Here is a 23,014-nt window from a genome sequence, read left to right on the forward strand (position 1 = left end):
TTTTTAGTCCTTTAAAAGTGGTTATTAGTTGGCAGTGGTGCGACATTCCACGCATCGAGTAACCGCCAAATGGCGGTGTCTATTTCTTTTATATGGCGAAAATTTTTCCTATCGGTAAAGGCTTCAACTTTAATCCCGCCGTATATAAACTCTTGATATTGAATCCTTATGTTACGTTCCGGGTATGCAGATTTAGTGAAAAAAAAGCCTGATACTAATGGATGTTCAGACTCACCGAAACAGGTTTTAGACCTACTACTACCATAACAATCCATTCCATATTCCGTTTTTTTTGTGCTGATATCTAGCCTTGGAAAAAAATCAATCTCAAAGCGCTCTCGGCTATTAAGAGCTTCACGCCTCATCCCGCCTGTTGTAGTCCTAAGCCCTCGTTTATAGCCGGATTTGACAATAACCCTCACTTGATTTGGATCATCCATTGACTCGTTCTTATAGCCCATATTATCCGTCGCCTCTGACGTGGCACCATTAAGCATTAAATAAAACTCAATAAAATAACGCTTATAAACATGCGTTGGCCTTTTGGTGTTTACAAAAGTATCAAACTCTTGTTGGGCCATGCGGGGAAACTGCTTGGGCACATAATCAATAGGAAATTGCCCAATAAATTTCTCATAAGCAGGGGCATGTAATCGATTATCATATTTTTCACTTTTCACCACATGCGTTCGTCGTTGTCCTAACTCGGCTCTAACAATGAGCTTTGCCGCACGCCATGTTGCAATATCACCTTCTTGAGGAATAGGCGGGGTCGGTGGGCTACAACCACTTAGACTAATCATTGCCACACTGAACCACCATAATCTAGTCTTAAGTTTAATACCTTTAGGATTAACGTTAAAAAAAGTCGTATAACAACAATTTATCCATGTCTTACTGTTATTTTTTTTCATATCAACCTACTCTTTATTCGTTAAATTCAAGTAATAAGTACAATCAAAATTACGCTGACAATATCAAAAATAAATACCTATTATTTAAACTCAGGCTTTGTTACGACATCAACTCTCATTAACATTTTTATCTTTCTCAAATACTCTCAGCACTGCCCTTTAACAATGGCGCTAAAAAGAATTCAATAATGCGGCGTTTACCGGTTCTAAACTCGGTGGTGACGCTCATGCCGGGCATTAGCTTTACGGTTTTACCGTTCACCTCAATGGTGCTGCGCTTCATCATGATTCGCATACCATAAATAAGACCGCGTTTTTCATCGACAATGGCGTCGTCTGAAATTGTCATAACTTCACCATCAATCACGCCATATTTAGTAAAGGGAAAGGTGTGTATTTTTATCTCGGTTGCCATGCCTTCTTCAACAAAACCGATGTCTTTGTTTTCTAAAAAGACTTCAACGTCTAATCGCTCTTCTTTGGGGACAATTAACATCAATTGTTGTGCTTCGGTAACCACACCGCCAAGTGTCGCTACTTTTAACTCTTGCACCTGTCCCGATACAGGGGCATAAAGTATTTGTTGTGCATTTAAGTTATTGGCTTTGGTAAGTTCTTCTTGTAACCCCGAAATTTGTCGCTGTGCTTCCATCGTCGCTGTTAATTGTTCTCGACGAGATTGCGCTTTTAACAACTCAATTTGTTGAAATGCTTCTTCTGCGGCGGCTACGGCTTGTTGATAACGCTGTTTTTCAGCGGCGAGATCATGGGTCTGTTGAATTAATTCCTGTTCTAACTCCAACAGTGTATTCTGCGAAGCAAATTGTTTGTCTTGCAGGTTTTTAATCGAATTTCTACGGGTAGTCACAATGGGGAGCGTCTGCTCTAGCTTTCGAATAACTTCATTGACAGCTTGCTGTTGTGCTTTTGAACGTTTAAACGCACTTTGGAGGTTTTTTAACTGCGCCTGATATTGCTGCCATTGCTGCCACAGCAACTGTTTATGCAGTAAAAGATCTAATTCATTAACTGTTGGAGACTCTAATAAAGTCAAAGAAGAAAAGTCAAGAGTTGCTTTACTACCTGATGAATCATCTAATTGCTCAAACCAATAAACATGATCACTGTCTAATTGGTCTCCAAAGTTTTCGGCAATATAGTGATAGAATCCACTATAGTTAGCCTCAGGAGTGTTTAATTGAAACTTGACTATCATCTCAGCCAATTGTGCACTTGAAAATTTAATGGTCATCTTTTTAGTCCTTTAAAAGTAATTACTATTTAGTATCTGTTGGTAGTGGCGCTACATTCCAAGCATCAAGTAGCCGCCAAATGGCGGTGTCTATCTCTTTGACATGGCGAGCATTTCTTCTATCGGTAAAGGCAACAACTTTAACCCCCCCGTATATAAACTCTTGATATTCAATCATTATGTTACTTTCCGGGTATACGGATTCAAAGAAAAAAAAAGCTGACACTAATGGATGCTCAGATTCACCAAAACAGTATTTGGTGCCACTACCATAACAATCCATTTCGTGGTTTGTTTTTTTAGTATTAATATCCAACCTTGGTAATATGTCAGTCTCAAATCGTTCTCGGGTATTAAGAGCTTCACGCCTCACCCCGCCTGTTGTAGTCCTAGGCCCTCGTTTATAACCAGATTTGACAATGACCCTCACTTGATTTGGATCATCCATTGATTCATTCTTATAGCCCATATTATCCGTCGCTTCTGACGTGGCACCATTAAGCATTAAATAAAACTCAATAAAATAACGCTTATAAAAATGCCTTGGCTTTTTGGTATTTACAAAAGTATCAAACTCTTGTTGGGTCAAACGAGGAAATGGCTCGGGTACATAATCAATTGGAAACTGCCCAATAAACTTCTCAAAAGCAGGGGCATATAATCGACTATCATATTTTTCATTTTTTACCACATGTGTTCGTCGTTGTCCTAACTCAGCTCTAACAATAAGTTTTGCCGCGCGCCATGTTGCAACATCACCTTCCTGAGGGATAGAAGGTCCACAACCACTTAGGCTAACCATTGCTATACTTAACCACCACAGCGTGGCTTTCAGTTTAATACCTTTAGAATTAACGTTAATAAAGGTCGTATAATGAAAATTCATCCAATCGTTACAGTTGTATATTCGCATAGTAATCTACTCTTTATTCGTTAAGTTCAAATAATAATCGTAATCATAATTGCACTGGCAATATCAGATATAAACACCTTCGTTATTACATTACCTTTCCCGAATACTCTCGGCACTTCCCTTTAACAGCGGCGCTAAAAAGAATTCAATAATGCGGCGTTTGCCAGTTCTAAACTCGGTGGTCACCGCCATGCCAGGCATTAACTTTACGGTTTTTACATTCACCTCAATGGTGCTGCGTTTCATCATTATTCGCATGCCATAAATAAGACCACGCTTTTCATCGACAATGGCGTCGTCTGAAATTGTCATAACTTCACCATCAATCACGCCATATTTAGTAAAGGGAAAGGTGTGTATTTTTATCTCGGTTGCCATGCCTTCTTCAACAAAACCGATGTCTTTGTTTTCCAAAAAGACTTCAACGTCTAATCGCTCTTCTTTGGGTACAATTAGCATCAATTGTTGTGCTTCGGTAACCACACCGCCAAGTGTCGCTACCTTTAACTCTTGCACCTGTCCCGATACGGGGGCATAAAGTATTTGTTGTGCATTTAAGTTATTGGCTTTGGTAAGTTCTTCTTGTAATCCCGAAATTTGTCGCTGTGCTTCCATGGTCGCTGTTAATTGTTCTCGACGAGATTGCGCTTTTAACAACTCAATTTGTTGAAATGCTTCTTCTGCGGCGGCTACGGCTTGTTGATAACGCTGTTTTTCAGCGGCGAGATCATGGGTCTGTTGAATTAATTCCTGTTCTAACTCCAACAGTGTATTCTGCGAAGCAAATTGTTTGTCTTGCAGATTTTTAATCGAATTTCTACGGGTAGTCACAATGGGAAGCGTCTGCTCTAGCTTTCGAATAACTTCATTGACAGCTTGCTGTTGCGCTTTTGATCGTTTAAACGCACTTTGGAGGTTTTTTAACTGCGCCTGATATTGCTGCCACTGCTGCCACAGCAACTGTTTATGCAGTAAAAGATCTAATTCGTTAACCGTTGGAGGCTCTAATAAAGTCAAAGAAGAAAAGTCAGGAGTTGCTTTACTAAGTGATGAATCATCTAACATCCTGAGCAGCGTTCGACTTATCGCATATTGAAATTTAGCATTTAATAATTCCGCGGTAAGCCTTGTTTTATCAGCCTGAGTTAACGTGCCATCAAGCTCTATTAACACTTGTCCCTTAATAACATGCTGACCTTCGGTAACATGAATAGCTTTTACAATGCCCTTTTCTAATGGCTGAATTTGTTTAACGCGCGAGCTAGGTATAATTTTTCCCTCAGCAGAAGCTACAATATCTACCTCACCAATGCATGCCCAAGCAATAGCAATAGACAGTAATAAAATGAGACTTCTTGCTACCCAGCTAGCCAACGGGTTTGGCGGCGCTTCTTGGATTTCTAAAGCCGGCGGTAAAAATGCCGCCAATTCACGTGACTTATTATCATCACCTAACTTATCTCGATTAACCCATGCATCTTTTAATATCGTCAGCGCCCCCATTACAATTTCCCCTCCACACATTCAGGTTGAAGCTCTATTGGAAACAACGGCTTCTCAAGCACCTCTGACTCTTCTTTCTCAGGCTTAATTTTAGGTGTATCGTTTTGATAACTATTAAGTTTGGCGTAATAACCATTCTGACGAATTAATTCTTCATGGTTGCCTTGTTCAACGATTGCTCCTTTGTCCATCACTATAATTCTGTCACATTGCTTCACAGTGCTTAATCGATGTGCGATCACAAATACGGTACGGTTTTTACAAATAGTTGCCATATTGTCTTGCACAATACGTTCGGACTCATAATCTAACGCGCTAGTAGCCTCATCAAAAATCAAAATTCGGGGATTGGAGATTAATGCTCTTGCAATAGCTAGACGTTGTCGTTGTCCTCCAGATAAGTTACTGCCTTGTTCACCAACCATATTATCGTAGCCTTCTTGCAAATCGACGATAAAGTCATGGGCACCAGCCATTTTAGCTGCTGCTATCACTCGCTCCATGGGTGTTGAAGGGTCTGCCAGTGCGATGTTCTCGCGAATTGTCCGGTTAAATAGAAAGTTCTCTTGAAGTACGACACCGATTTGCTTTCGCAACCAAGTAGTATCCACCATGGATAAATCGACACCATCTAATAACACGCGACCAGACTCGGGAATATAGAGGCGCTGCATAAGTTTTGTAATGGTGCTCTTTCCAGAGCCAGAACGACCAACAATACCAATCACCTCTCCGGGTTTTACGTGAAGGTTAATATCTTCCAATATGATAGGGCCGTCTGGACGATAGCGAAACTTAACATGTTCTAACGATACGATTCCTTGTAATTTAGGCAGTCGCGAACGATTAGGATTAAAGCCGGGTTCTTTAGGTGTATTAAGAATATCTCCTAAACGAGCAATAGAAATACCAGCTTGTTGAAAATCTTGCCAAAGTTGAACCAATTTGAGAATTGGTCCACTCACTCGACCAGCTAGCATATTAAATGCTACTAATTGACCAACCGTGATACTGCCATTAATCACCAAGTGCGCACCCATCCAAATAATACCCAGCGTCATTAATTTATTAATGAGTCCAGCTACCTGGTTAGCTACATTACTCAAATTTTGACTACGAAAAGAGGCATGTACATAGCTTGAAAGATAATCTTCTAACTTCCTGCGCATCTGAGGTTCAACCGCAACAGATTTCACAGTACCGATCCCCGTGATAGACTCTGTCAGAAACGCAGTATTGGCGGCACCATGCTTGAATTTTTCGTCTAAACGCCGTTTAAGAATAGGCGTAATAAAAAGAGAAAGTAAGACATAGCAAGGAATCGTAGCTAATACAATCCAAGTCAGTTCTGAACTGTAATACCACATCACCGCAACAAAGACGAAGACAAAGAACAAGTCAATGATGAGTGTGAGCGCGGTACCCGTTATAAAGTTTCGAATAGTGTCAAGCTCGCGAACGCGAGCAACATTTTGCCCCACTTGCCTAGCCTCAAAGTAAGCAAGCGGTAAACTCATTAGGTGGTTGTATAGTCTAGAACCTAGCTCTACATCGACTCTATTGGTAGTATGGCTGAAAATATAGTTGCGAATTCCACCTAACAGTGCCTCAAATACCACTACAACAATGAAGCCAATAGCTAGTACATTTAATGTTGTGAATCCACGATGTACGAGTACTTTGTCCATTACAACTTGAAAAAATAATGGCGTCACTAGAGCAAATATTTGAAGAAAGAATGAAACGATTAAAACTTGAGCAAATATTTTACGATACTTAACTAGAGACGGAATAAACCAAGAAATATCGAATTTCTGCTGTAAGCGTTCAGCTAAACCATGGCGGCGAGTAACAGCGATCAGCTCACCAGACCACATCTCATTGAATTCGTCGACACAGACAGAACGTGGGGTATTCTCTCTTAGGTCATGGATAAGTACAGTGTGTCTTTCTCCATTGCTTTCATTTGTACTATTACATTGAGTTAAGTTGTCACTTGAGGCTTTAGCTATAATGAAATAATTCCCATCTTTAGCTTTCGCTATAGCAGGAAGTAAAGCATTTTTAATATCAGCAAGTGGTAAAGTGAGGTGCTTTGCTTTGAGTGTTAATGATTTAGCTGCAAGTAATAGCTCTGTATCTGAAAAATATTCAGATGGCTTTGCAAACTCATGTGATAATTGCTCTGGCTCTGCAGGTAACTGATGAAATCTCGCAATAGCAACTAAACAATTTAAACCTGTATCCATACATCTTCCATAATAAAACTAAACTGGCGTTCCTATCACCTAAGAAATCGTACGTTAGCAGAAGAGAATGAGAATTACTATTAAATATTAATCATATAGAATTACTTTAAGTTATATCTAACACTTTATTATTAACCCCTTATTAAATAGCGCTAATGTGCAAAGCAAAATGCTTCATGAATGGCCTGACATTAAAAGTAATATGAAATCGTTTGATGTTTTAAATTAGAAGCACTAACAGTAGTACGCTAACAACTATAAACCGCCTAAGCACTTAAAAACAATAATTTAAATACAAAATAAAAACTCCCCCGCCTCCATATTACAAACTCACCAGTCTAATTATGAGTTGAGTAAGTATTAATCATAAGTTTACTGGTTATCATTTCTTTGTTAGAAATGAGTGTTCTTTAATATATATATTAAACGGCATCAGTTAAAATACATCTATACATATATTTATAACACATTCTAACTTTTATCTTTAGTACCCCACAGCGTACCCCTCAAGATCAAGTTAAAAACAAAAAGGCAGCAAAATCAAATGGCTAGCACAAGTATTCAGTGGTTCCCCGGTCACATGCACAAAGCCCGTAAAGAAATGACAGAAGTCATGGGGCAAATCGATATTATTATCGAAGTCGTTGACGCACGAATTCCCTATTCTAGTGAGAACCCATTTGCCAATGAGTTACGTGGTGATAAGCCACTAATTAAGGTACTCAACAAATGTGATTTAGCTGATGACGAGGTGGTTGCTCAATGGCAGGAACACTTAAATAGTCAACAAGGTATTTCATCGCTAGCAATAACCGCGAATGAACCGACACAAGTCGCTAAAATTCTCGAACTATGCCGCAAGCTAGTACCTCATCGTGATGAAACAGGTAAGGATATTCGTGCGATGATTATGGGGATCCCGAACGTCGGTAAATCGACTATCATCAATATCCTTGCTGGACGAATCATTGCGAAAACAGGTAATGAACCGGCAGTTACCAAACGCCAGCAGCGCATTAATTTGAAAAATGGCATTGTGCTGTGTGATACGCCTGGCATTCTATGGCCAAAAGTACACAATGATCACAGTGGTTATCGATTGGCGATCACGGGTGCCATTAAAGATACAGCTTTCGAATACGAAGATATTGCGTCATACGCTGGCGAGTATTTTTTAAAGGACTATCCATTGATGATTAAAGAGCGCTATAAGCTCGATGAATTACCGCAAAACGACTGGGAGTTAATTGAAGCTATCGGTAATGTTCGCGGGTTTAAACGTGCTGGTGGCCGCGTAGATATGCACAAAACGTGTGAAATTCTACTGCATGAGTTTCGACAAGGTACTATTGGAAAGATATGTTTAGAGACGCCACAAATGGCGGTCGTAGAAGAAGCTCAGGTTGCAGAAAAACTTGCTCAAGAAGCGCTTGAAGGAAAAGTGAAAAAGAAGAAACCAAAGAAAAAACGCCGTCGTTAGAGACTTTAAGCGTTTAGGGTAATAAAGTTACCCTAAACTCTCTAATTAAATTAACTCAACGCTTTTAGTTATTATTTCATCGATAGGTACTGGCTTTCCAAGCCCATATCCCTGCCCGTAATTAATGCCTATTTCTTGAAGACGTTGACGAATTTCGTCATTTTCGACAAATTCAGCAATAGTTTCCATGCCCATGACTTTGCCCACATCATTAATTGATTTAACCATTGCTTCATCAATCGGATCTTTAAGCATATCTTTAATAAACATACCGTCTATTTTTAACATATCGACTTTTAAATTTTTAAGATAAGCAAATGATGAAAGCCCGCTCCCGAAATCATCTAACGCAAACTTACAACCATAAGCATTTAACGCACTGATAAATAGTTTGGCGTGCGTTAAATTTGCAATGGCGGCCGTTTCTGTTATTTCAAACGAAAGTTTTGAAGCCTGTACCTTATTTGCCTTTATTGCTTTAATAATGTGCTGTAGCAACATTTCATTACTCAACGACAAACCAGATAAATTAATGGATATATGGTCGATATGGTCAATATCATTATGATGTTTACATAACCACGACAACGTATTATCAATTACCCATTGATCAATTCGGTGAGATAAATCGAATCGCTCAGCGGCAGGTAGAAATAACCCAGGAGGTATTAAGTTTCCGTTATCATCAATCATCCGTACTAGAATTTCATGACTATTTTTTTTGTCTGCTTGCAAAGAAACTATTGGCTGAGCGAACAAAACGAGTCGATTATTTTCAAGCGCACTATTAATCTTTGTTGCCCAATAGGTATCATCCTTGCGCTGTGCAAGCACTTTATCGTTTTCTTGATAAATATGATATCGATTACGGCCTGCATCTTTAGCGGCATAACATGCACTATCGGCTTGTTTAATCGCTTCTACGTAGTTGATGCTTTCGCTAGAAATTTCGGTAACACCAATACTAACGCCCAGTTTAAAAACGTGTTCATTCCAACGAAATCTAAAGTCTTCAACCAATTGAATAAGCATTTTGCAAATTAATTTAGCCTTAGAAATATCATGGCCATTAAGTAGTAGTGCAAATTCGTCACCGCCAATTCTTGCTAAGGTATCGTCAGTCGAACAATGACGATTAAATAACACAGATATTTGACGTAACAGTTCATCACCGGCGATATGACCACAGGTATCATTAATTAATTTAAACTGATCAATATCTATAAAACATAACGAATGGACATCACGTTCATCGTTATTACCGTCAATAGTCCCCCGAAGAATGCCCTCGAATTCTTGTCGATTGATTAAACCTGTGAGTGCATCATGTGCTGCCTGATAGCTAAATTTTCTTGAAATATTTCTAAATTGAGTCACATCATCTTGCATTGCAACAAAATGACTAATGCAGTTATCACCATCAAGAATCGGATAAATATGTTCGTTTGCCCAATACTTTTCGCCATCTTTCTTCAGATTACAACGTTCGCCGACCCACTCTTGATGCTGCTCTAACATTCGCCAAATGTTTTCTTCAATCTTCTCATTATTAGATAGACGCCCTAAACTAAAATACGGTCGACCAATGCAATCGTAGCCTTCAAAGTCTGTTATTTCGGTAAACTTAGGATTAATATATTCGATGATACCCAATGCATCAGTGATAACAACAGCGCTAGGGCTGTGTTTAACTGCTAAGGAAAAAATGGACAAATCTTTGGTACGATTGCGTAATAATCGTTCTCTCATTACTGAGTCTGTAACATCATGAATTTGGATGAGAGCAAAGCGGGTGCCATCGACACTATATGACTTTACATAACAAGTATGTTCCATCAATTTATCTTTTTTATGAGCACGCGCATAAAGAGGGAATAACCTAGGATGCAACGCACTTGATAAAATCGATGACATGCCATAATTTGTCGCTTGCTCAATAGCTCGTTTGACGGTCAATCCATTGCCTAATTCAAAACAGTCAAAAATATTTTGATTTACTAATTCAAGTTTTCGTCTATCACTATGTTTCACAAACCATTGATTAACATCGACGATAATGCCTTCGTTATCAATAACAATTAGCCCACAATTGGTATTATCAAATACAATATTATGAATTTTTAACCCCTTAGACATACAAGCTCATAAAACGCTCTAACTCTGTAATTAAGCGTTTAATTGAGTCACTTGCCATTATTAAACTTACTTGGCCTGTAATTTTTTTATTTGGCAAACTAAACGACATCGACAAAGTAAGAACTAATGGGTCTTCACCTATTCGCATCCGCTCAATATCAAAGACATCACTAATTTCACCGCAAATTAAGTCAGGCACACTGCTTTCAAGTTCACAGTTAAGGACATCGGCGATACAACCAAAACACGCATTCAGAATGATATTTGATACTTCTTTTAACGCTTCTTGTTCTAATTCTCCAAGTTCACTACCCCAATTGCCCTCACCTAAAATACTACGTACCAGTTGTAAGCTCGATTCATCATTGAAAAACAGAAATGCGTTACCCGAAAATCGCCCTTCAAAATATTGCTCAACGGCATTTACATTACCTGGAGAAATACATTGAAACAGTTCCATTGCGGTATTGAAATCAACTGCTTTTAATGACGGAACCGTCAATAGGACTTCGTCGTTGACCATTTCGCTAAATGACACCGCGGCTCGCCCCATCCCAATATTGAATAATTCACATAAGGTATCGCAATAATCTTCAGTAAAAATTTCTGATGTCATGATTGTCCTCCATCAGCAGTGAACTGTAGAATCATCGCTTCATTGATGGGTTTACCGTAAAATGTCGCGCCAAGCTCTTCAAAACGCTGTTTTACAACAGCTTGGATGTTTGCGGTAAATATTCCAATATGAGCAGCAGGCTGAGCGATATTAATTTGCGGTAAAATCTCATAACCCGTACCGTCTGGCATATTATGATCTAGGGAAATGAAATCAAACGTCTGAGCGTTAACACATTCAAGCGCCTCTCTAACGGATGCGGCCTCAGTAATTGGCCAATCACTATGGTGGGTCTTGATCATTTTGACAATCATCATACGGGTCAAACGACTATCATCAACAACTAATACAGATTTAGGCTTTGCCATTTCTCTCTCCTTTGAGACTAAAATATTTGAATGAGTTAATCACATTAACGGACTAACTAACTGCGTTATCAAAACTACTCTTTTGGTTCCTTGAGCACGGTTAAGCTATTTAATATATATAATAGACAGACTTTTTCACGAAAAACAATACTAAACATTGAGATCAATCCACTTTTCATGCTTCAATAGTTTTATTAGTTCAACTCAATAATCTTCAAAGACAATGGAATTAGGTAAAAAGATATGGACACTAACCACAGCAGCTGGCTTCAATCAGACACAGAACAAATTTTAACGTTTTCATTAAATGATGAAGAATACGGTGTCAATATTTTAATGGTTAATGAAATTCGTGAATGGAGCAATATTACGAGCATTCCAGGAATAGCTAATTACGTCAAAGGCGTTTTACATTTAAGAGGAAATATCGTACCCATCATTGATTTAAGGGAAAAATTTGGACTTGAACCGATTCCCTATGGCCCCACCACCGTAGTTATTTTATTAAATATTGTTGGTGATGATGCCCAAAATGTTATTGGCATAGTCGTTGATTCAGTGTCTGATACACATGCGGTCAATCATAAGGACATTCGTGACAAGCCTACCGTCGGAGGCTTTATTGATGTGGCCTATATTCAAGGATTAGTGGAAGTGGATGAACGCTTAGTATTACTTCTTGATGTGAATAAGTTACTCAGTGAAACGCAATTAGAACAGCTTAAGGCGGCAATCTAACGTCGTTCTAATTGGTTATTTGTTCCATGTGTAAGTGGCTTTTACCGCACTGCCGTTCTCATGGTAGCTGAGCTTTTGACAAAGCTCAGTGACTAATTTGATACCACGGCCACTAAAGTCATTTTTAGCAAGTTCAATATCACCTAGTTCTTCAACCCAAGGTGTAAATTCAAAGCCAGTCCCCGAATCAATCATCATGATATCAAGTGTTCCTCCTTGATCGGTGGAGGTATATTCAAGCTTAATTTTAATGTAACCGTTCCCCAAGAGTGCAAGTCGTTCTTCTTTCTTTTGAAAATACTGTGCAAACCCTTCAGGTGAATTTTTCAAACTTGAATCAAGGTCTAAAACGCCGTGATCTAATGCGTTAACATAGAGCTCAGCCAATACCGTATATAGACCATGCCACTGGTCGCCAGGCCCTTCCATTTCATTAATCTGATTGATAATAATTGGAATAGGATTAACAGTTGCCAGTTTCTCGCCCATTAGTGCCATCTGCCACGACCATCTCCCCGTAAATTCGTCTTCAATAGAGCTATTGAGAATTTTTTCTTTTTCGCTTTCAGCGACAGGAAAGAGTGTCTGATATAGCGAGACATCACAGTTAATGTCTACCAGAGAGATATCATCATCTTGCGGTAAGTCTTCACAAAATACCTCTAACGCCGCAATAATATGCCCTTTGACATCATTATCTACAAACCCTTGTTGGGTTGCCTCTATGAAACGTTGTTCCCCAAAAAAGTCCCCTTGTGCATTTCTCGCCTCAACAATGCCATCACTATATAAAATAATTCTGTCGTCTTTTGTTAACGGAATCACTTCAGGTCTAATATCCAATAAAAGATTGGCTGATATACCAAGCGGTGGATGAAAAGATCCGATGCGTTGCCTTAGCTCTCCCGTTTTAGAATCAAAGACAAATGAGTCTTCCATACCGGCATTCCAAATATAAGCAATTTGTTCGTTGACAGATAAACTCACCATTGTCATTGCTAGGAACATATGCGTCGGCAGCAGTTGATGCATTTTCCGATTTATTTGCTTAATAATTTCTAACGGAGAATACCCTTTATCCGTCATTACTCTAAACGTATCAGCTAACGGTATCGCACCGATTGCGGAGCTCAAACCATGTCCTGTAAAATCCCCCAATAGCACATTAATATCACCATTAGGACAAAGAGCGGTTAATTGGACATCACCACTAAATGTTTCGGCAGAGCGCTTAAATATACTAATATGCTCTTTGGCAACGTTGCCCTTTTCGACAACGGTACTAAACAGCTGTTCTGCCAATTCCTCATCGTTTTGACGCTCTGATGTTAGGGTATAAAGTTTACTGTAGAGGTTTGCAATGCGAAACATCGCGTAAATTTTTGAACGAAATATTGCCAGTGAAAATGGTCTAAATACAATATCATCAGCACCGGCTTCAACACAGGTGCTAATTTGTTCATCATCGAGGTAGGTTGAAATCATCAATACTGGTACAAACACATTGGTTGCCAGCGCCTTAATTTGACGACATGTTTCGATTGCGCTCATGCCTTCGGCGTGAAAATCAATGAGCACAAGATCCGGTTTATGCTGATAAAATTTTACTAATCCTTGCATACCGTTTTGAGCACTTGATACCGAGAAGCCTTCCTCACTAATAATCTGAGTCAGGCGCTCAACGTTATCTTGATTCGAATCGATTATCAGGATATCCCTGTTTTGCGACTGCATCATCATAACCGTACTTAGCGGACAATCTCCATTAAATGGTGAAACTGAGCAATCTCAAGCACCTTATTAATTGAATCATTCGGACGCTCAATAATAATCTTACCTTTGATTTTATCGGCGTGCTCTTTAAGTAGTAGCAACATACCTAATGCTGAAGAATCCATATAATTGGCACTGCTAAGATCTAATCTAAACTCTGTTCTTGGGGTATTACATTCACAATAACTTTCTCGAAATAATTTATACTGTGAAAAGTCGAAACGATCTGACACGGTGATCAATACATCTTTACTATTAGATGATGTTGAACTTACGATTGGCATAAAAACTCCTAAATCTATTTTGGTATTAAAACAATTCAATTTCGCCTTCGTCCATTGTCTCTTGAGACACGGTACGATGCTCTCCAATACTGGTGGTATGCTTTCTAACTGCCTGACAAACAGTGTTAATTTTATCGACTTTTACAAACATTGAGTCACCACTGCCACCGACATCGTGAAGCTGTTGACTTAAGGCATCAAACTGCTCAATGTTAGTTGAAATAGACGCTAGTGCTTGCGAAGTCATGTCTTCAAATTGTAATGAACGTACTGCATTGCCTACAGCGGTATCCATCTCATTACTCATTGTTGTTAACTCAATAATACTTGCTTCCATGTTACGGCTAATTAGCCCCATTTTTCCAGTCATTTCGTTAATTTTTGATTGTGTTTCAAAAGTTTGAGACATATCAGCTGACGCCATCTCTTCAACACCGCTACGTAATGATTCAATAGTTATCTTGGCGCCGCTGATTTTTCCGCGGATTTGTTCGTTTAATTCAGAAGAACTAATAGATAAGGACCGTACTTCATCGGCGACAACCGCAAAACCACGACCGACTTCCCCCGCTCGTGCAGCCTCAATACTTGCATTTAATGCGAGTAAATTTGTACGGTTTGCCAAACCCTCAACATTATGGAGTAAGCTAAAAATACTGTCTACTTGCTTAACCATATTATCGATGTGACTTAGCGTTTTGAGGCTTTGTTTGGAATTATTAATGACCACTTGCACAAACTCATTGGTAAGACGTGAAGAGTTTTCAAGAAATTCATGGAACGTCAACTCTTTTTCAAAATCCGCTGTTTTAGATGGATTATCGTCATCATTACCTTGCTCATGATTTACGAGAGTAGATAGTAGGGAATGCTGACGATCACTAATGCTTTTCATGTTATGGAAAGATTCACTCATGCCAACCACAGCTTCACTCAACAATCCTGAGGTCCGGTTTATTTCATTCCCAATCACCTGTCGCTCGCAAGAAAATGTCTGCTCTAACTCAACAAACATTTCCCCCAGTTTATTTTCTATGTCTTGACTGACCACATTTGATGACGATTTAGAGTCTATTGTAATATTTGCGTTAGCAAAAACAGTATCCATAAACTGACGATGCAATACACATTGTAAAACTTGCAACACAATTAAGGTAGTAAGCCCAATATAGAGATACCAATCGGCTACATGCCCAAACACACAAACACCAATGACAGCGATACAAACAATCTGACTAATAAATAAGATTTCATTATGCCGATTCATTGGACTTCCTTACCATTTTAGAGTCGTGGAGAGTTTCATGGACTTGTTTTATTAACTCAGGAGCGATTTGCGAGATAGGTAAATCTTTGCGATGAGCATCGAGTAAGAACGCAGCACCCGGCATTCCCCAGATCATGCTGGTTGCTTTATTTTGAATGGCGGTATAATGCCCATTATCCTTTAATGTCTTTAAACCATTAGCTCCGTCACTGCCCATTCCTGTCAACAAGGCGGCGTAAACATTCACGGTCTTCAATTGCACAAGTGATTGAAACATAATATCAACTGACGGCTTATGCCTGTTGTATGGCGCAGAGTCATCTAACCAACAACGATAATGATCATTAACCTGCTCGATGACTAAATGATGAGAGCCTGGCGCTATATAAATATTTCCTGGTTCAATTAACTGGCCATCTTTAGCTTCATGCACGGTCATTTTACAACATTCGCCCAATCTCAGTGCAAATCGACGACTAAAGCTTTCGGGAATGTGCTGTGTCACCACCACGGCAGGCGAATTTTCCGGTAGCATTGACAATACATCACGTAATGCCTCTGTCCCCCCAGTTGAAGCGCCGAGTGCGATAATATGATGCTTAATGTGTAGTGGCTCAAAATCAGCATTTATCAGCGCCTTCCTCTGATTGCTACCAACTTTTTTGACGTTAACAGTAGAGGCAAGTTTTAACTTTTGGTAAAGCTCATCACTAAATTGCGTTAAGTCGTTTAATAATGCGCTAGAACGAGGCTTGGATATAAAATCAACAGCGCCACAAGCTAACGCCTCTAACGTCGTGTCAGCCCCTTGTTGAGTGAGCGTTGACAACATGACGACTGGCATTGGCCGTAGTCGCATTAAGTTTTTCAAAAAGGTTATGCCATCCATTTTCGGCATCTCTACATCCAATGTCACCACATCCGGATCAAGTTTCTTAATCAGCTCTCGTGCTTCAAACGCATCTTTTGCAGCGCCCACCACTGTCATATCTGAAAAGTTTGTAATGACTTCAGACACAATCTCTCTAACTAATTTCGAATCATCAACAATGAGAATTTTAATCACGTTATTTCACTCTTCCCTAATCAAACAATTCAATGTCATCATTTGCTTGTTGTTGAATATTTCTTTGGTTCTCAAGCTCTAACGCCATCGTTCGTGCGTTATTGCTATCTTTGAGCTTCTGCACCATTAACTGCCCTGTCTTTGCAATATACTGGATTTTTCTGGCTTGTAGGCCTCCAACATCCCGTGCACTTACTGCCAGACCTTCTGTCTTTAAAAATTGCTCCACAAATTCAATATTACGCAAACCAATGTCATTAGGACCCGCCATCATATTGCCACCACCAACAACCTTAATCTCAAAGTTTTCGCGGCGACCACCGTACTTAATAATCGAGTTAATTAATTGCTCCATGGCAAAAACACCATAGCGATTTGATGACGATAAGATGTCGCAATCGGCATCAGGCAGTAAAAAATGATTAATACCACCGACGCCGGTCTTAACGTCTCGAATACAAGTAGAAACACATGAACCGAGTACGGTACATATCACTTCATCCTGACAAGATACGTAAAAGTCGCCAGCAACTACCTTTACTGCAACACGCTTACGTTTGGGCATCCAAAATTGACGTATATGCTTAAATTCAGGATATTGTGGCAACGTGTGTATTGGTGCCTGCATCTCTTTTATGCCCGAATTCATGCTTGTCGCTTTTGATACATTGTACGACCGAGTAGCTGATAGTCTTTCATAGATCTTGCCGGTGACTCAGAATGACCAATAAATAGCATGCCACCAGGTTTTAATAATCCTGTCATACGATCCAGAAGTCTTGTCTGGGTCTCTTTATCAAAATAAATCATAACGTTACGGCAAAAAATTACATCAAGTTTTTCTTGAATATCCCATGATTCCATCAAGTTACAATGCTCAAAATGCAATAACTCTTTTAACGAAGGCTTAACGATTACTTTGTCGCTATGACGATCTTTTCCTCGTAAAAAACCTAACTTTTTTCTTGCCAGCGATAAACTATCAACCCGGTTAATCGGGTAGATACCTTCTTTAGCCGTTGCTAGTACATCGGTGTCTATGTCTGTTGCTAATATCTTTATGTCCCATTGTTCCATTGAAATACCTGCTTCCAATAAACTAATGGCAATACTGTAGGGCTCTTCTCCGACGGAACATGCTGATGACCAAATACGTAACTTACGCTGACCAGACTTGGCTAGTTGTGGAATATAAATATTGCTTAAATATTCAAAATGATGCGCTTCTCGATAAAAAGATGTGAGGTTAGTTGTCATCGCATTAACAAACTGCGACATTTCTGTGGGAGCACTGTCTAGATACTCAAGGTAACCTTTAAATGAATCAAGTTTAAGGGCACGTAACCGCCTCACCAGACGGTTATATACGAGATCTTTTTTATGATCTGCCAACGATATACCTGCATGGTTATATATCTTTTGACGAACATGTTCAAAATCAGCTTGTTGATAAGGAAACTCTCTCTCTCGATCATTGAGAGTGGAAAGTCCTTTTCCTTGCCCAAGTTTAACTGGATCCATAATAAGTCCCTAGAATTCTTTCCATTCCATATCAGATTCACTCACCGAACTTGTATAACTGCTCGATGTGGCTGCGTTTACCGGTCTATAATCAACGTCGACAGGTCTGGGTACTGGGGCTACGTTTTTTGTCTCAGTAGCTTCCCCCACAGAAAAGAACCTGACCAATTGGCGCAATTGCACCGCTTGCTCTTCCATACTTTCAGAAGCTGCCGCCACTTCTTCCACTAAGGCGGCATTTTGCTGTGTTCCTTCATCCATATCGTTGATAGCGACATTCACTTGTTCAATGCCAGTTGCCTGCTCTTTACTCGCCATCGCAATTTCGTTGACGATGCTAGAAACTTCATGGATTGCAGTGACTATTTCAGTAAGTGCTTTGCCGGATTCATCAACGAATCGTCCACCCTCTTCTACTTTTGACACACTGTCACTGATTAGTCCCTTAATCTCTTTTGCAGCGCTTGCACTGCGCTGTGCAAGATTACGAACCTCTGCCGCAACAACAGCAAAACCACGTCCTTGCTCGCCAGCTCGGGCTGCTTCAACAGCCGCATTTAAGGCAAGTAGGTTAGTTTGGAACGCAATTTCATCAATGACACCGATAATTTCAGAAATCTGAGTGCTTGAACTGCTAATTTCACTCATTGAGTGAACCACCCGCTCAGAAATTTCGCCGCCTTTCTCAGCAAGCACTTTTGCATTTTCTGCAAGAGAATTAGCTTGTGATGCGTTGTCAGCATTTTGCTTCACTGTCGCTGTCATTTCTTCCATGCTCGCAGCTGTTTCTTCGAGGCTTGCTGCCTGTGCTTCGGTGCGGGTGCTTAAGGTGTTATTACCCTTAGATATTTCCTCCGCGCCGGCGGCGATTGAACCACTATTAGTACGAATCTCACCTACAATTTCTTCAAGCTTAACCATGGCAATTTGCAAAGAATTATCCAGCTCACTGAATTCTCCTTTAAAATCACCCGACATTCGAGAGTCAAGTTTACCTTTTGATAAGTCTGAAACTACACGCTTTACTTCGCCAATAGGCGCTACAATGGCATCTAACATTTCATTCATACCACGTGCTACATTGCCAATAAATCCGCTATATTGCTCCGTATTCAGGCGTGAATTTAACATCCCGATTGACGCATCTTGAATAATTTTTTCAACATCAGCTTGGGCAGCTAATTCTTGAGTAACATCACTCCATTCAACGACGGAGCCCAATCGCGTGCCATCATCTTCTATTACTGGCGCCGCAATTAAATTAAATCGTCGACTTCCCATCGCCAACTGCGAGTTAAACGGATTCTTTAACGCATCGATAAGTGATTGTGAATTACCTTGCTCAATGTCAAACATTGATAGGTTTTGACCCATCAAGTTACTAGCATCAAAACTTGGGAGCTGTTGTTGGATATCTGCCTGGGCTTCATTGAACATGGTATTCACAGCGTCATTGACGTAAATAATATGGCCTCTGTTGTCTGCCATCATTACGCTCGACGTCACATTGTTCAGTGCAACTTTCACTCGTTCAGCACGTTGTGCTTTTTGTTTCGCGTCGTTAACTTCAAAGCCAAGTTTTATTTGAATTGATTTGACCATCCGCATCAACTCGCCCGCTTCACCCGCTTGCGTTACATCTATTTCGCGGCTGTAATCACCTTCCGTAATTTTTTGCAGTTCCAAAATAGAATTATCAATACCCGGTAATACCGACTCTCTAAACACTTTATTAGCACCAAACGCTAAAATAGCCATACCAAATAACGGCCCGATAAAATCGAGTGCAGCGATGGAGCTAAAAAACAGTGGCACGCTAATGACCGCTGAAATCGCTACACTACTGTATAACCATTTATTAAAAGTTTTTTGAAAGAGTTTTGCGCTGATGTCACTCGGCTCAGGGAGATTCGCCTCGTTTCGATTTAACTGAGCATATAGCTGCTCTGCATCATCAACTTCCTGTTCAGTAGGGCTGGCGCGAACCGACATATATTCGTTGATTCGACCACTTTTCATTAACGGGGTCACGTTAGCCTTAACCCAATAGTAATCGCCATTTTTACAACGATTTTTCACCATACCAACCCATGGGCGGCCCATTTCAAGCGTCGACCACATATTTTTAAAGGCCGCTTGAGGCATATCGGGGTGGCGCACGATGTTATGGTGTTCCCCTACCAATTCCTGCTCGCTAAAGCCACTGACTTCGATAAATGCAGGGTTGACGTAATTTATTCGACCTTGCAGATCCGTTTTAGTGACCAAATCTTGACCCGGAATAAGTGGAGTTCTACGGTCAGTCACCGGCGTGTTGTTCCTCATTGTTGTTCTCCTCGAACAGATAATCCATTAAGCAACGTTGTCGTTTACCGTTGGGGTTAATTCTTGTGACGTTAGTAATTCGTCGACATCTAATAAAATCAGCATTTGTTCATTAGCGCTGGCGAGCCCAATAATAAACTCATCATCAATCACACTAATCTTGCTGGGTGCAGTCTTTATTTCATGATCATTAATATCGTAAGTTTCAGCAAACGCATCAACCAGTAACCCCATTAAACGTGTACGATGTCCATCGTCGACATTTAGAACAATAACAATTCTATCTTTTAGGTTGGCGTCTGATGGCAGTGAAAAGCGCGTTCTTAAATTAATGATAGGGATAATTTGGCCGCGCAGGTTAGTCACGCCTTCAACATAGTCTGGCGAATTAGGGACAATAGTCGCGTGTGTCCAATCTCTAATTTCCTGAACTTTTAATATATCCGTTGCGTATTCTTCGCCAGCTAAAATAAAGGACAAAAACTGTCTACTACTATTATTGGTAACACTTAAACTTTCATATTCAGTCATGCGACACTCTCCACAGTATGCTCAAACGCATGTGATATCTCACAAGACATTTGCTGTTTCAATGCACTTAATCCTTTAATATCGACAATAAGCGCTACGCCACCATCACCAAGAATAGTCGCGCCTGAAATCCCTTCAACTGGCATATAATTCGAGTCGAGACTTTTCAATACAACTTGTTGTTGATCGAGTAAGTCATCAACCAATAACGCATATTTATGACCACTACTTTCAACAATAATCACCATTGTTTCATCAAGTGGTGATTGACTGCTCGGGAGAGAAAATAACTGCCTAATTGAATAGATTGGGATGTATTCATCACGGAAACAATAAAGACTCGGATTTCCCGCAACGGCCTTAACGTTATTGTGATTAAGCTGCGCCGATTCAATGATTGAAATTAGCGGCACAATGTAAGTTTCGGTCGCCACGCGAATTAACTGGCCGTCGAGAATTGCTAAGGTCAAAGGAAGGCTGACGGAAAATGTTGAGCCCTCTCCTGGTGTTGAGGTCAGAGCAACATGCCCACCTAATGATTCAATATTACGGCGGACAACATCCATACCAACGCCGCGACCAGAAAGATCGCTAACTTGATCAGCCGTTGAAAAGCCCGGCGCAAATATCAATTCATTAATTTCTTGATCGGGTAGATTTTGTTCTGCTGAAATTAATCCTTTTTCTAACGCTTTTTCTTTAATGCGCTGCGTATTTAAACCTCGTCCATCATCAATAATATCAATAACGATATAGCCACCTTGATGATAGGCGTGCAAATGAACGGTGCCGGTGTCATCTTTACCGGCCGCGATACGCTCATCGGGCATTTCCAATCCATGATCGAGTGAGTTTCTCACTAGATGAACCAAAGGATCACCTATTTTTTCCATCACCGTTTTATCGAGTTCTGTCTGTTCACCAGAGAGCTTGAGTTCAATCTTCTTACCCAGCTTACTGCTAATGTCATAAACCATTCGCGGAAAACGATTAAACACAAAACTTATCGGAAGCATCCTAATGCGCATAACATCTTCTTGAAGGTCACGGGTGTTTCCTTCCAGTTGCACTAAGCCTTCAAGTAACTTTTCCACTAAATCAAGTTGCTGATGGCTTAAATCATTGCCAACCTGCTTTAACATGGCTTGGGTGATAACTAATTCTCCAACACGATTAATTAAGGCGTCAACTTTATCGATCCCAACGCGTATTGAGCCCCCTTCTGGATTACTGACTGTTGGCTTAACTGCACTGACAGATTCAGCATCAGTTTTCTGGGAAGGGGTCGGTAAAGGAGGTGTCTCTACATTGTCTGAAACAGCCTCAAATTCTTCAACGATTTCAGGTAATTCACTCGTGACTTGTTCGACAATTAAGTCACATTCATCTTCCACCCATTCAAAGACTTCTTCGATGTCGCCTTTATTGCAACTCGATTGCAGCGTAATCTGCCACGACAAATAGCACTCTTCTGGGTGAATAGAATCAAGCGGTGGAATATTCTCACATTCGACCACCTGAGTAACAGGACCCAATTCAGCCAACGCGTTAATAATATGCAGCACATCATTACCGGTTTGCAACATTTCATGATGGGGGATAAAACTAATTTTCCAAGATGGTGTTCCATTTGAGGCGTCGACAAATTCTTGTTCAACGTCGTCGACTTTTTTATTAGTACTGATTTCTTTATTAAGCGTCTGAGCAAGAGCATTATGTACATCTTGGATACTTGGCGCGTCACATTCAACGCCATCACGAGCAGCTTCAATAAGCAAACGTATACAATCGACGGAGCGCAATAACAAATCAACATCACGTTGTTCAATACTTCGGCGACCATCACGCATTTCATCAAGTAAGGTTTCAACTTCATGAGTAAAATCAGTAACGCGATTAAACCCAAAGGTTCCTGCTCCGCCTTTAATTGAATGCGCTGCTCTAAAAATGGCGTTAATTGTATCTATATCTCCTTGCTCAAGGTTAAGCAAGCTTGATTCCATTAACTCTAACCCTTCGAAGCTTTCTTCTAAAAAGGTTGGAATAAACTGAGACAGGTCGATACTCATAGACTATGG

General features: G+C 40.1%; 19 protein-coding genes. 2 read left to right on the forward strand and 17 right to left on the reverse strand.

Going from position 1 to position 23,014, the window contains the following annotated elements:
- Nucleotides 1-11: 11 nt before the first annotated feature.
- The 5 genes from ACMAZF_RS10785 to ACMAZF_RS10805 all read right to left on the reverse strand — a co-directional run bounded on the left by ACMAZF_RS10785 (nucleotide 12) and on the right by ACMAZF_RS10805 (nucleotide 6,831).
- Entirely contained in the window at nucleotides 12-914 is a 903-nt protein-coding gene (locus ACMAZF_RS10785) for a hypothetical protein (RefSeq protein WP_435273851.1), read from the reverse strand.
- Between the two features lie 136 nt (nucleotides 915-1,050).
- Nucleotides 1,051-2,166, reverse strand: a complete 1,116-nt coding sequence (locus tag ACMAZF_RS10790) for an HlyD family type I secretion periplasmic adaptor subunit (protein ID WP_435273852.1) — start codon at nucleotides 2,164-2,166, stop codon at nucleotides 1,051-1,053.
- A 25-nt stretch (nucleotides 2,167-2,191) separates the two neighbouring features.
- A complete protein-coding gene (locus ACMAZF_RS10795; RefSeq protein ID WP_435273853.1) occupies nucleotides 2,192-3,052 on the reverse strand; it encodes a hypothetical protein in 861 nt (286 codons plus the stop codon).
- Nucleotides 3,053-3,169: 117 nt separating this feature from the next.
- Complete coding sequence (locus tag ACMAZF_RS10800) at nucleotides 3,170-4,582, reverse strand: HlyD family type I secretion periplasmic adaptor subunit (protein WP_435273854.1); 1,413 nt, start codon at nucleotides 4,580-4,582, stop codon at nucleotides 3,170-3,172.
- A complete protein-coding gene (locus ACMAZF_RS10805) occupies nucleotides 4,582-6,831 on the reverse strand; it encodes a type I secretion system permease/ATPase (protein ID WP_435273855.1) in 2,250 nt (749 codons plus the stop codon). The genes ACMAZF_RS10800 and ACMAZF_RS10805 overlap by 1 nt, the downstream gene beginning before the upstream one ends.
- Before the next feature lie 544 nt (nucleotides 6,832-7,375).
- Between ACMAZF_RS10805 and ylqF the strand changes: the two genes are divergently transcribed.
- Nucleotides 7,376-8,311, forward strand: coding sequence for a ribosome biogenesis GTPase YlqF (gene ylqF / locus ACMAZF_RS10810; RefSeq protein WP_435273856.1), 936 nt, complete (start codon nucleotides 7,376-7,378; stop codon nucleotides 8,309-8,311).
- Nucleotides 8,312-8,356: 45 nt separating this feature from the next.
- Here ylqF and ACMAZF_RS10815 read toward each other — a convergent pair whose 3' ends face one another.
- Genes ACMAZF_RS10815 through ACMAZF_RS10825 form a run of 3 tightly spaced genes read right to left on the reverse strand, consistent with a single transcriptional unit; the run spans nucleotide 8,357 to nucleotide 11,431 of the window.
- On the reverse strand, nucleotides 8,357-10,447 hold the full coding sequence (locus ACMAZF_RS10815) for an EAL domain-containing protein (RefSeq protein ID WP_435273857.1): 2,091 nt from the start codon (nucleotides 10,445-10,447) through the stop codon (nucleotides 8,357-8,359).
- A complete protein-coding gene (locus tag ACMAZF_RS10820) occupies nucleotides 10,440-11,063 on the reverse strand; it encodes a chemotaxis protein CheC (protein ID WP_435273858.1) in 624 nt (207 codons plus the stop codon). Before ACMAZF_RS10820 ends, ACMAZF_RS10815 begins: the two co-directional genes overlap by 8 nt.
- A complete protein-coding gene (locus ACMAZF_RS10825; RefSeq protein ID WP_435273859.1) occupies nucleotides 11,060-11,431 on the reverse strand; it encodes a response regulator in 372 nt (123 codons plus the stop codon). The genes ACMAZF_RS10820 and ACMAZF_RS10825 overlap by 4 nt, the downstream gene beginning before the upstream one ends.
- A 243-nt stretch (nucleotides 11,432-11,674) precedes the next feature.
- Here ACMAZF_RS10825 and ACMAZF_RS10830 point away from each other — a divergent pair, with 243 nt between their 5' ends.
- The gene (locus ACMAZF_RS10830; RefSeq protein ID WP_435273860.1) at nucleotides 11,675-12,169 is read left to right on the forward strand and encodes a chemotaxis protein CheW; all 495 of its coding nucleotides are present in this window, start codon (nucleotides 11,675-11,677) and stop codon (nucleotides 12,167-12,169) included.
- Nucleotides 12,170-12,184: 15 nt separating this feature from the next.
- On the opposite strand, the gene ACMAZF_RS10835 is transcribed toward ACMAZF_RS10830, so the two are convergent.
- The 9 genes from ACMAZF_RS10835 to ACMAZF_RS10875 are packed head-to-tail and all read right to left on the reverse strand — an operon-like array spanning nucleotide 12,185 to nucleotide 23,005.
- Nucleotides 12,185-13,909, reverse strand: a complete 1,725-nt coding sequence (locus ACMAZF_RS10835) for a SpoIIE family protein phosphatase (RefSeq protein WP_435273861.1) — start codon at nucleotides 13,907-13,909, stop codon at nucleotides 12,185-12,187.
- Nucleotides 13,910-13,917: 8 nt separating this feature from the next.
- Nucleotides 13,918-14,226 (reverse strand): STAS domain-containing protein, encoded by a 309-nt coding sequence (locus ACMAZF_RS10840; RefSeq protein ID WP_435273862.1) that lies wholly within the window; start codon nucleotides 14,224-14,226, stop codon nucleotides 13,918-13,920.
- A gap of 25 nt (nucleotides 14,227-14,251) precedes the next feature.
- A complete protein-coding gene (locus ACMAZF_RS10845; RefSeq protein ID WP_435273863.1) occupies nucleotides 14,252-15,493 on the reverse strand; it encodes a methyl-accepting chemotaxis protein in 1,242 nt (413 codons plus the stop codon).
- Nucleotides 15,480-16,559: a protein-glutamate methylesterase/protein-glutamine glutaminase gene (locus ACMAZF_RS10850; protein ID WP_435273864.1), complete on the reverse strand. Its 1,080-nt coding sequence runs from the start codon at nucleotides 16,557-16,559 to the stop codon at nucleotides 15,480-15,482. The genes ACMAZF_RS10845 and ACMAZF_RS10850 overlap by 14 nt, the downstream gene beginning before the upstream one ends.
- Before the next feature lie 16 nt (nucleotides 16,560-16,575).
- Nucleotides 16,576-17,208, reverse strand: a complete 633-nt coding sequence (locus tag ACMAZF_RS10855) for a chemoreceptor glutamine deamidase CheD (RefSeq protein ID WP_435273865.1) — start codon at nucleotides 17,206-17,208, stop codon at nucleotides 16,576-16,578.
- Entirely contained in the window at nucleotides 17,205-18,080 is an 876-nt protein-coding gene (locus ACMAZF_RS10860; protein ID WP_435273866.1) for a CheR family methyltransferase, read from the reverse strand. The genes ACMAZF_RS10855 and ACMAZF_RS10860 overlap by 4 nt, the downstream gene beginning before the upstream one ends.
- Nucleotides 18,081-18,089: 9 nt before the next feature.
- Nucleotides 18,090-20,405: a methyl-accepting chemotaxis protein gene (locus ACMAZF_RS10865; RefSeq protein ID WP_435273867.1), complete on the reverse strand. Its 2,316-nt coding sequence runs from the start codon at nucleotides 20,403-20,405 to the stop codon at nucleotides 18,090-18,092.
- Nucleotides 20,406-20,432: 27 nt separating this feature from the next.
- On the reverse strand, nucleotides 20,433-20,936 hold the full coding sequence (locus ACMAZF_RS10870; RefSeq protein WP_435273868.1) for a chemotaxis protein CheW: 504 nt from the start codon (nucleotides 20,934-20,936) through the stop codon (nucleotides 20,433-20,435).
- A complete protein-coding gene (locus ACMAZF_RS10875; RefSeq protein WP_435273869.1) occupies nucleotides 20,933-23,005 on the reverse strand; it encodes a chemotaxis protein CheA in 2,073 nt (690 codons plus the stop codon). Before ACMAZF_RS10875 ends, ACMAZF_RS10870 begins: the two co-directional genes overlap by 4 nt.
- Nucleotides 23,006-23,014: the final 9 nt, after the last annotated feature.

This window comes from Psychrobium sp. nBUS_13, assembly GCF_051201665.1.
In the GTDB taxonomy this organism is placed as follows: Bacteria; Pseudomonadota; Gammaproteobacteria; order Enterobacterales; family Psychrobiaceae; genus Psychrobium.

Coding starts and splice junctions, on each gene's coding strand:
- ACMAZF_RS10795 (WP_435273853.1), bottom strand. CDS start 3,052: ATGAATTTTCATTATACGACCTTTATTAACGTTAATTCTAAAGGTATT.
- ACMAZF_RS10875 (WP_435273869.1), bottom strand. CDS start 23,005: ATGAGTATCGACCTGTCTCAGTTTATTCCAACCTTTTTAGAAGAAAGC.
- ylqF (WP_435273856.1), top strand. CDS start 7,376: ATGGCTAGCACAAGTATTCAGTGGTTCCCCGGTCACATGCACAAAGCC.
- ACMAZF_RS10860 (WP_435273866.1), bottom strand. CDS start 18,080: ATGGATCCAGTTAAACTTGGGCAAGGAAAAGGACTTTCCACTCTCAAT.
- ACMAZF_RS10820 (WP_435273858.1), bottom strand. CDS start 11,063: ATGACATCAGAAATTTTTACTGAAGATTATTGCGATACCTTATGTGAA.
- ACMAZF_RS10840 (WP_435273862.1), bottom strand. CDS start 14,226: ATGCCAATCGTAAGTTCAACATCATCTAATAGTAAAGATGTATTGATC.
- ACMAZF_RS10805 (WP_435273855.1), bottom strand. CDS start 6,831: ATGGATACAGGTTTAAATTGTTTAGTTGCTATTGCGAGATTTCATCAG.
- ACMAZF_RS10845 (WP_435273863.1), bottom strand. CDS start 15,493: ATGAATCGGCATAATGAAATCTTATTTATTAGTCAGATTGTTTGTATC.
- ACMAZF_RS10865 (WP_435273867.1), bottom strand. CDS start 20,405: ATGAGGAACAACACGCCGGTGACTGACCGTAGAACTCCACTTATTCCG.
- ACMAZF_RS10870 (WP_435273868.1), bottom strand. CDS start 20,936: ATGACTGAATATGAAAGTTTAAGTGTTACCAATAATAGTAGTAGACAG.
- ACMAZF_RS10825 (WP_435273859.1), bottom strand. CDS start 11,431: ATGGCAAAGCCTAAATCTGTATTAGTTGTTGATGATAGTCGTTTGACC.
- ACMAZF_RS10830 (WP_435273860.1), top strand. CDS start 11,675: ATGGACACTAACCACAGCAGCTGGCTTCAATCAGACACAGAACAAATT.
- ACMAZF_RS10835 (WP_435273861.1), bottom strand. CDS start 13,909: ATGATGATGCAGTCGCAAAACAGGGATATCCTGATAATCGATTCGAAT.
- ACMAZF_RS10785 (WP_435273851.1), bottom strand. CDS start 914: ATGAAAAAAAATAACAGTAAGACATGGATAAATTGTTGTTATACGACT.
- ACMAZF_RS10855 (WP_435273865.1), bottom strand. CDS start 17,208: ATGAATTCGGGCATAAAAGAGATGCAGGCACCAATACACACGTTGCCA.
- ACMAZF_RS10790 (WP_435273852.1), bottom strand. CDS start 2,166: ATGACCATTAAATTTTCAAGTGCACAATTGGCTGAGATGATAGTCAAG.
- ACMAZF_RS10800 (WP_435273854.1), bottom strand. CDS start 4,582: ATGGGGGCGCTGACGATATTAAAAGATGCATGGGTTAATCGAGATAAG.
- ACMAZF_RS10815 (WP_435273857.1), bottom strand. CDS start 10,447: ATGTCTAAGGGGTTAAAAATTCATAATATTGTATTTGATAATACCAAT.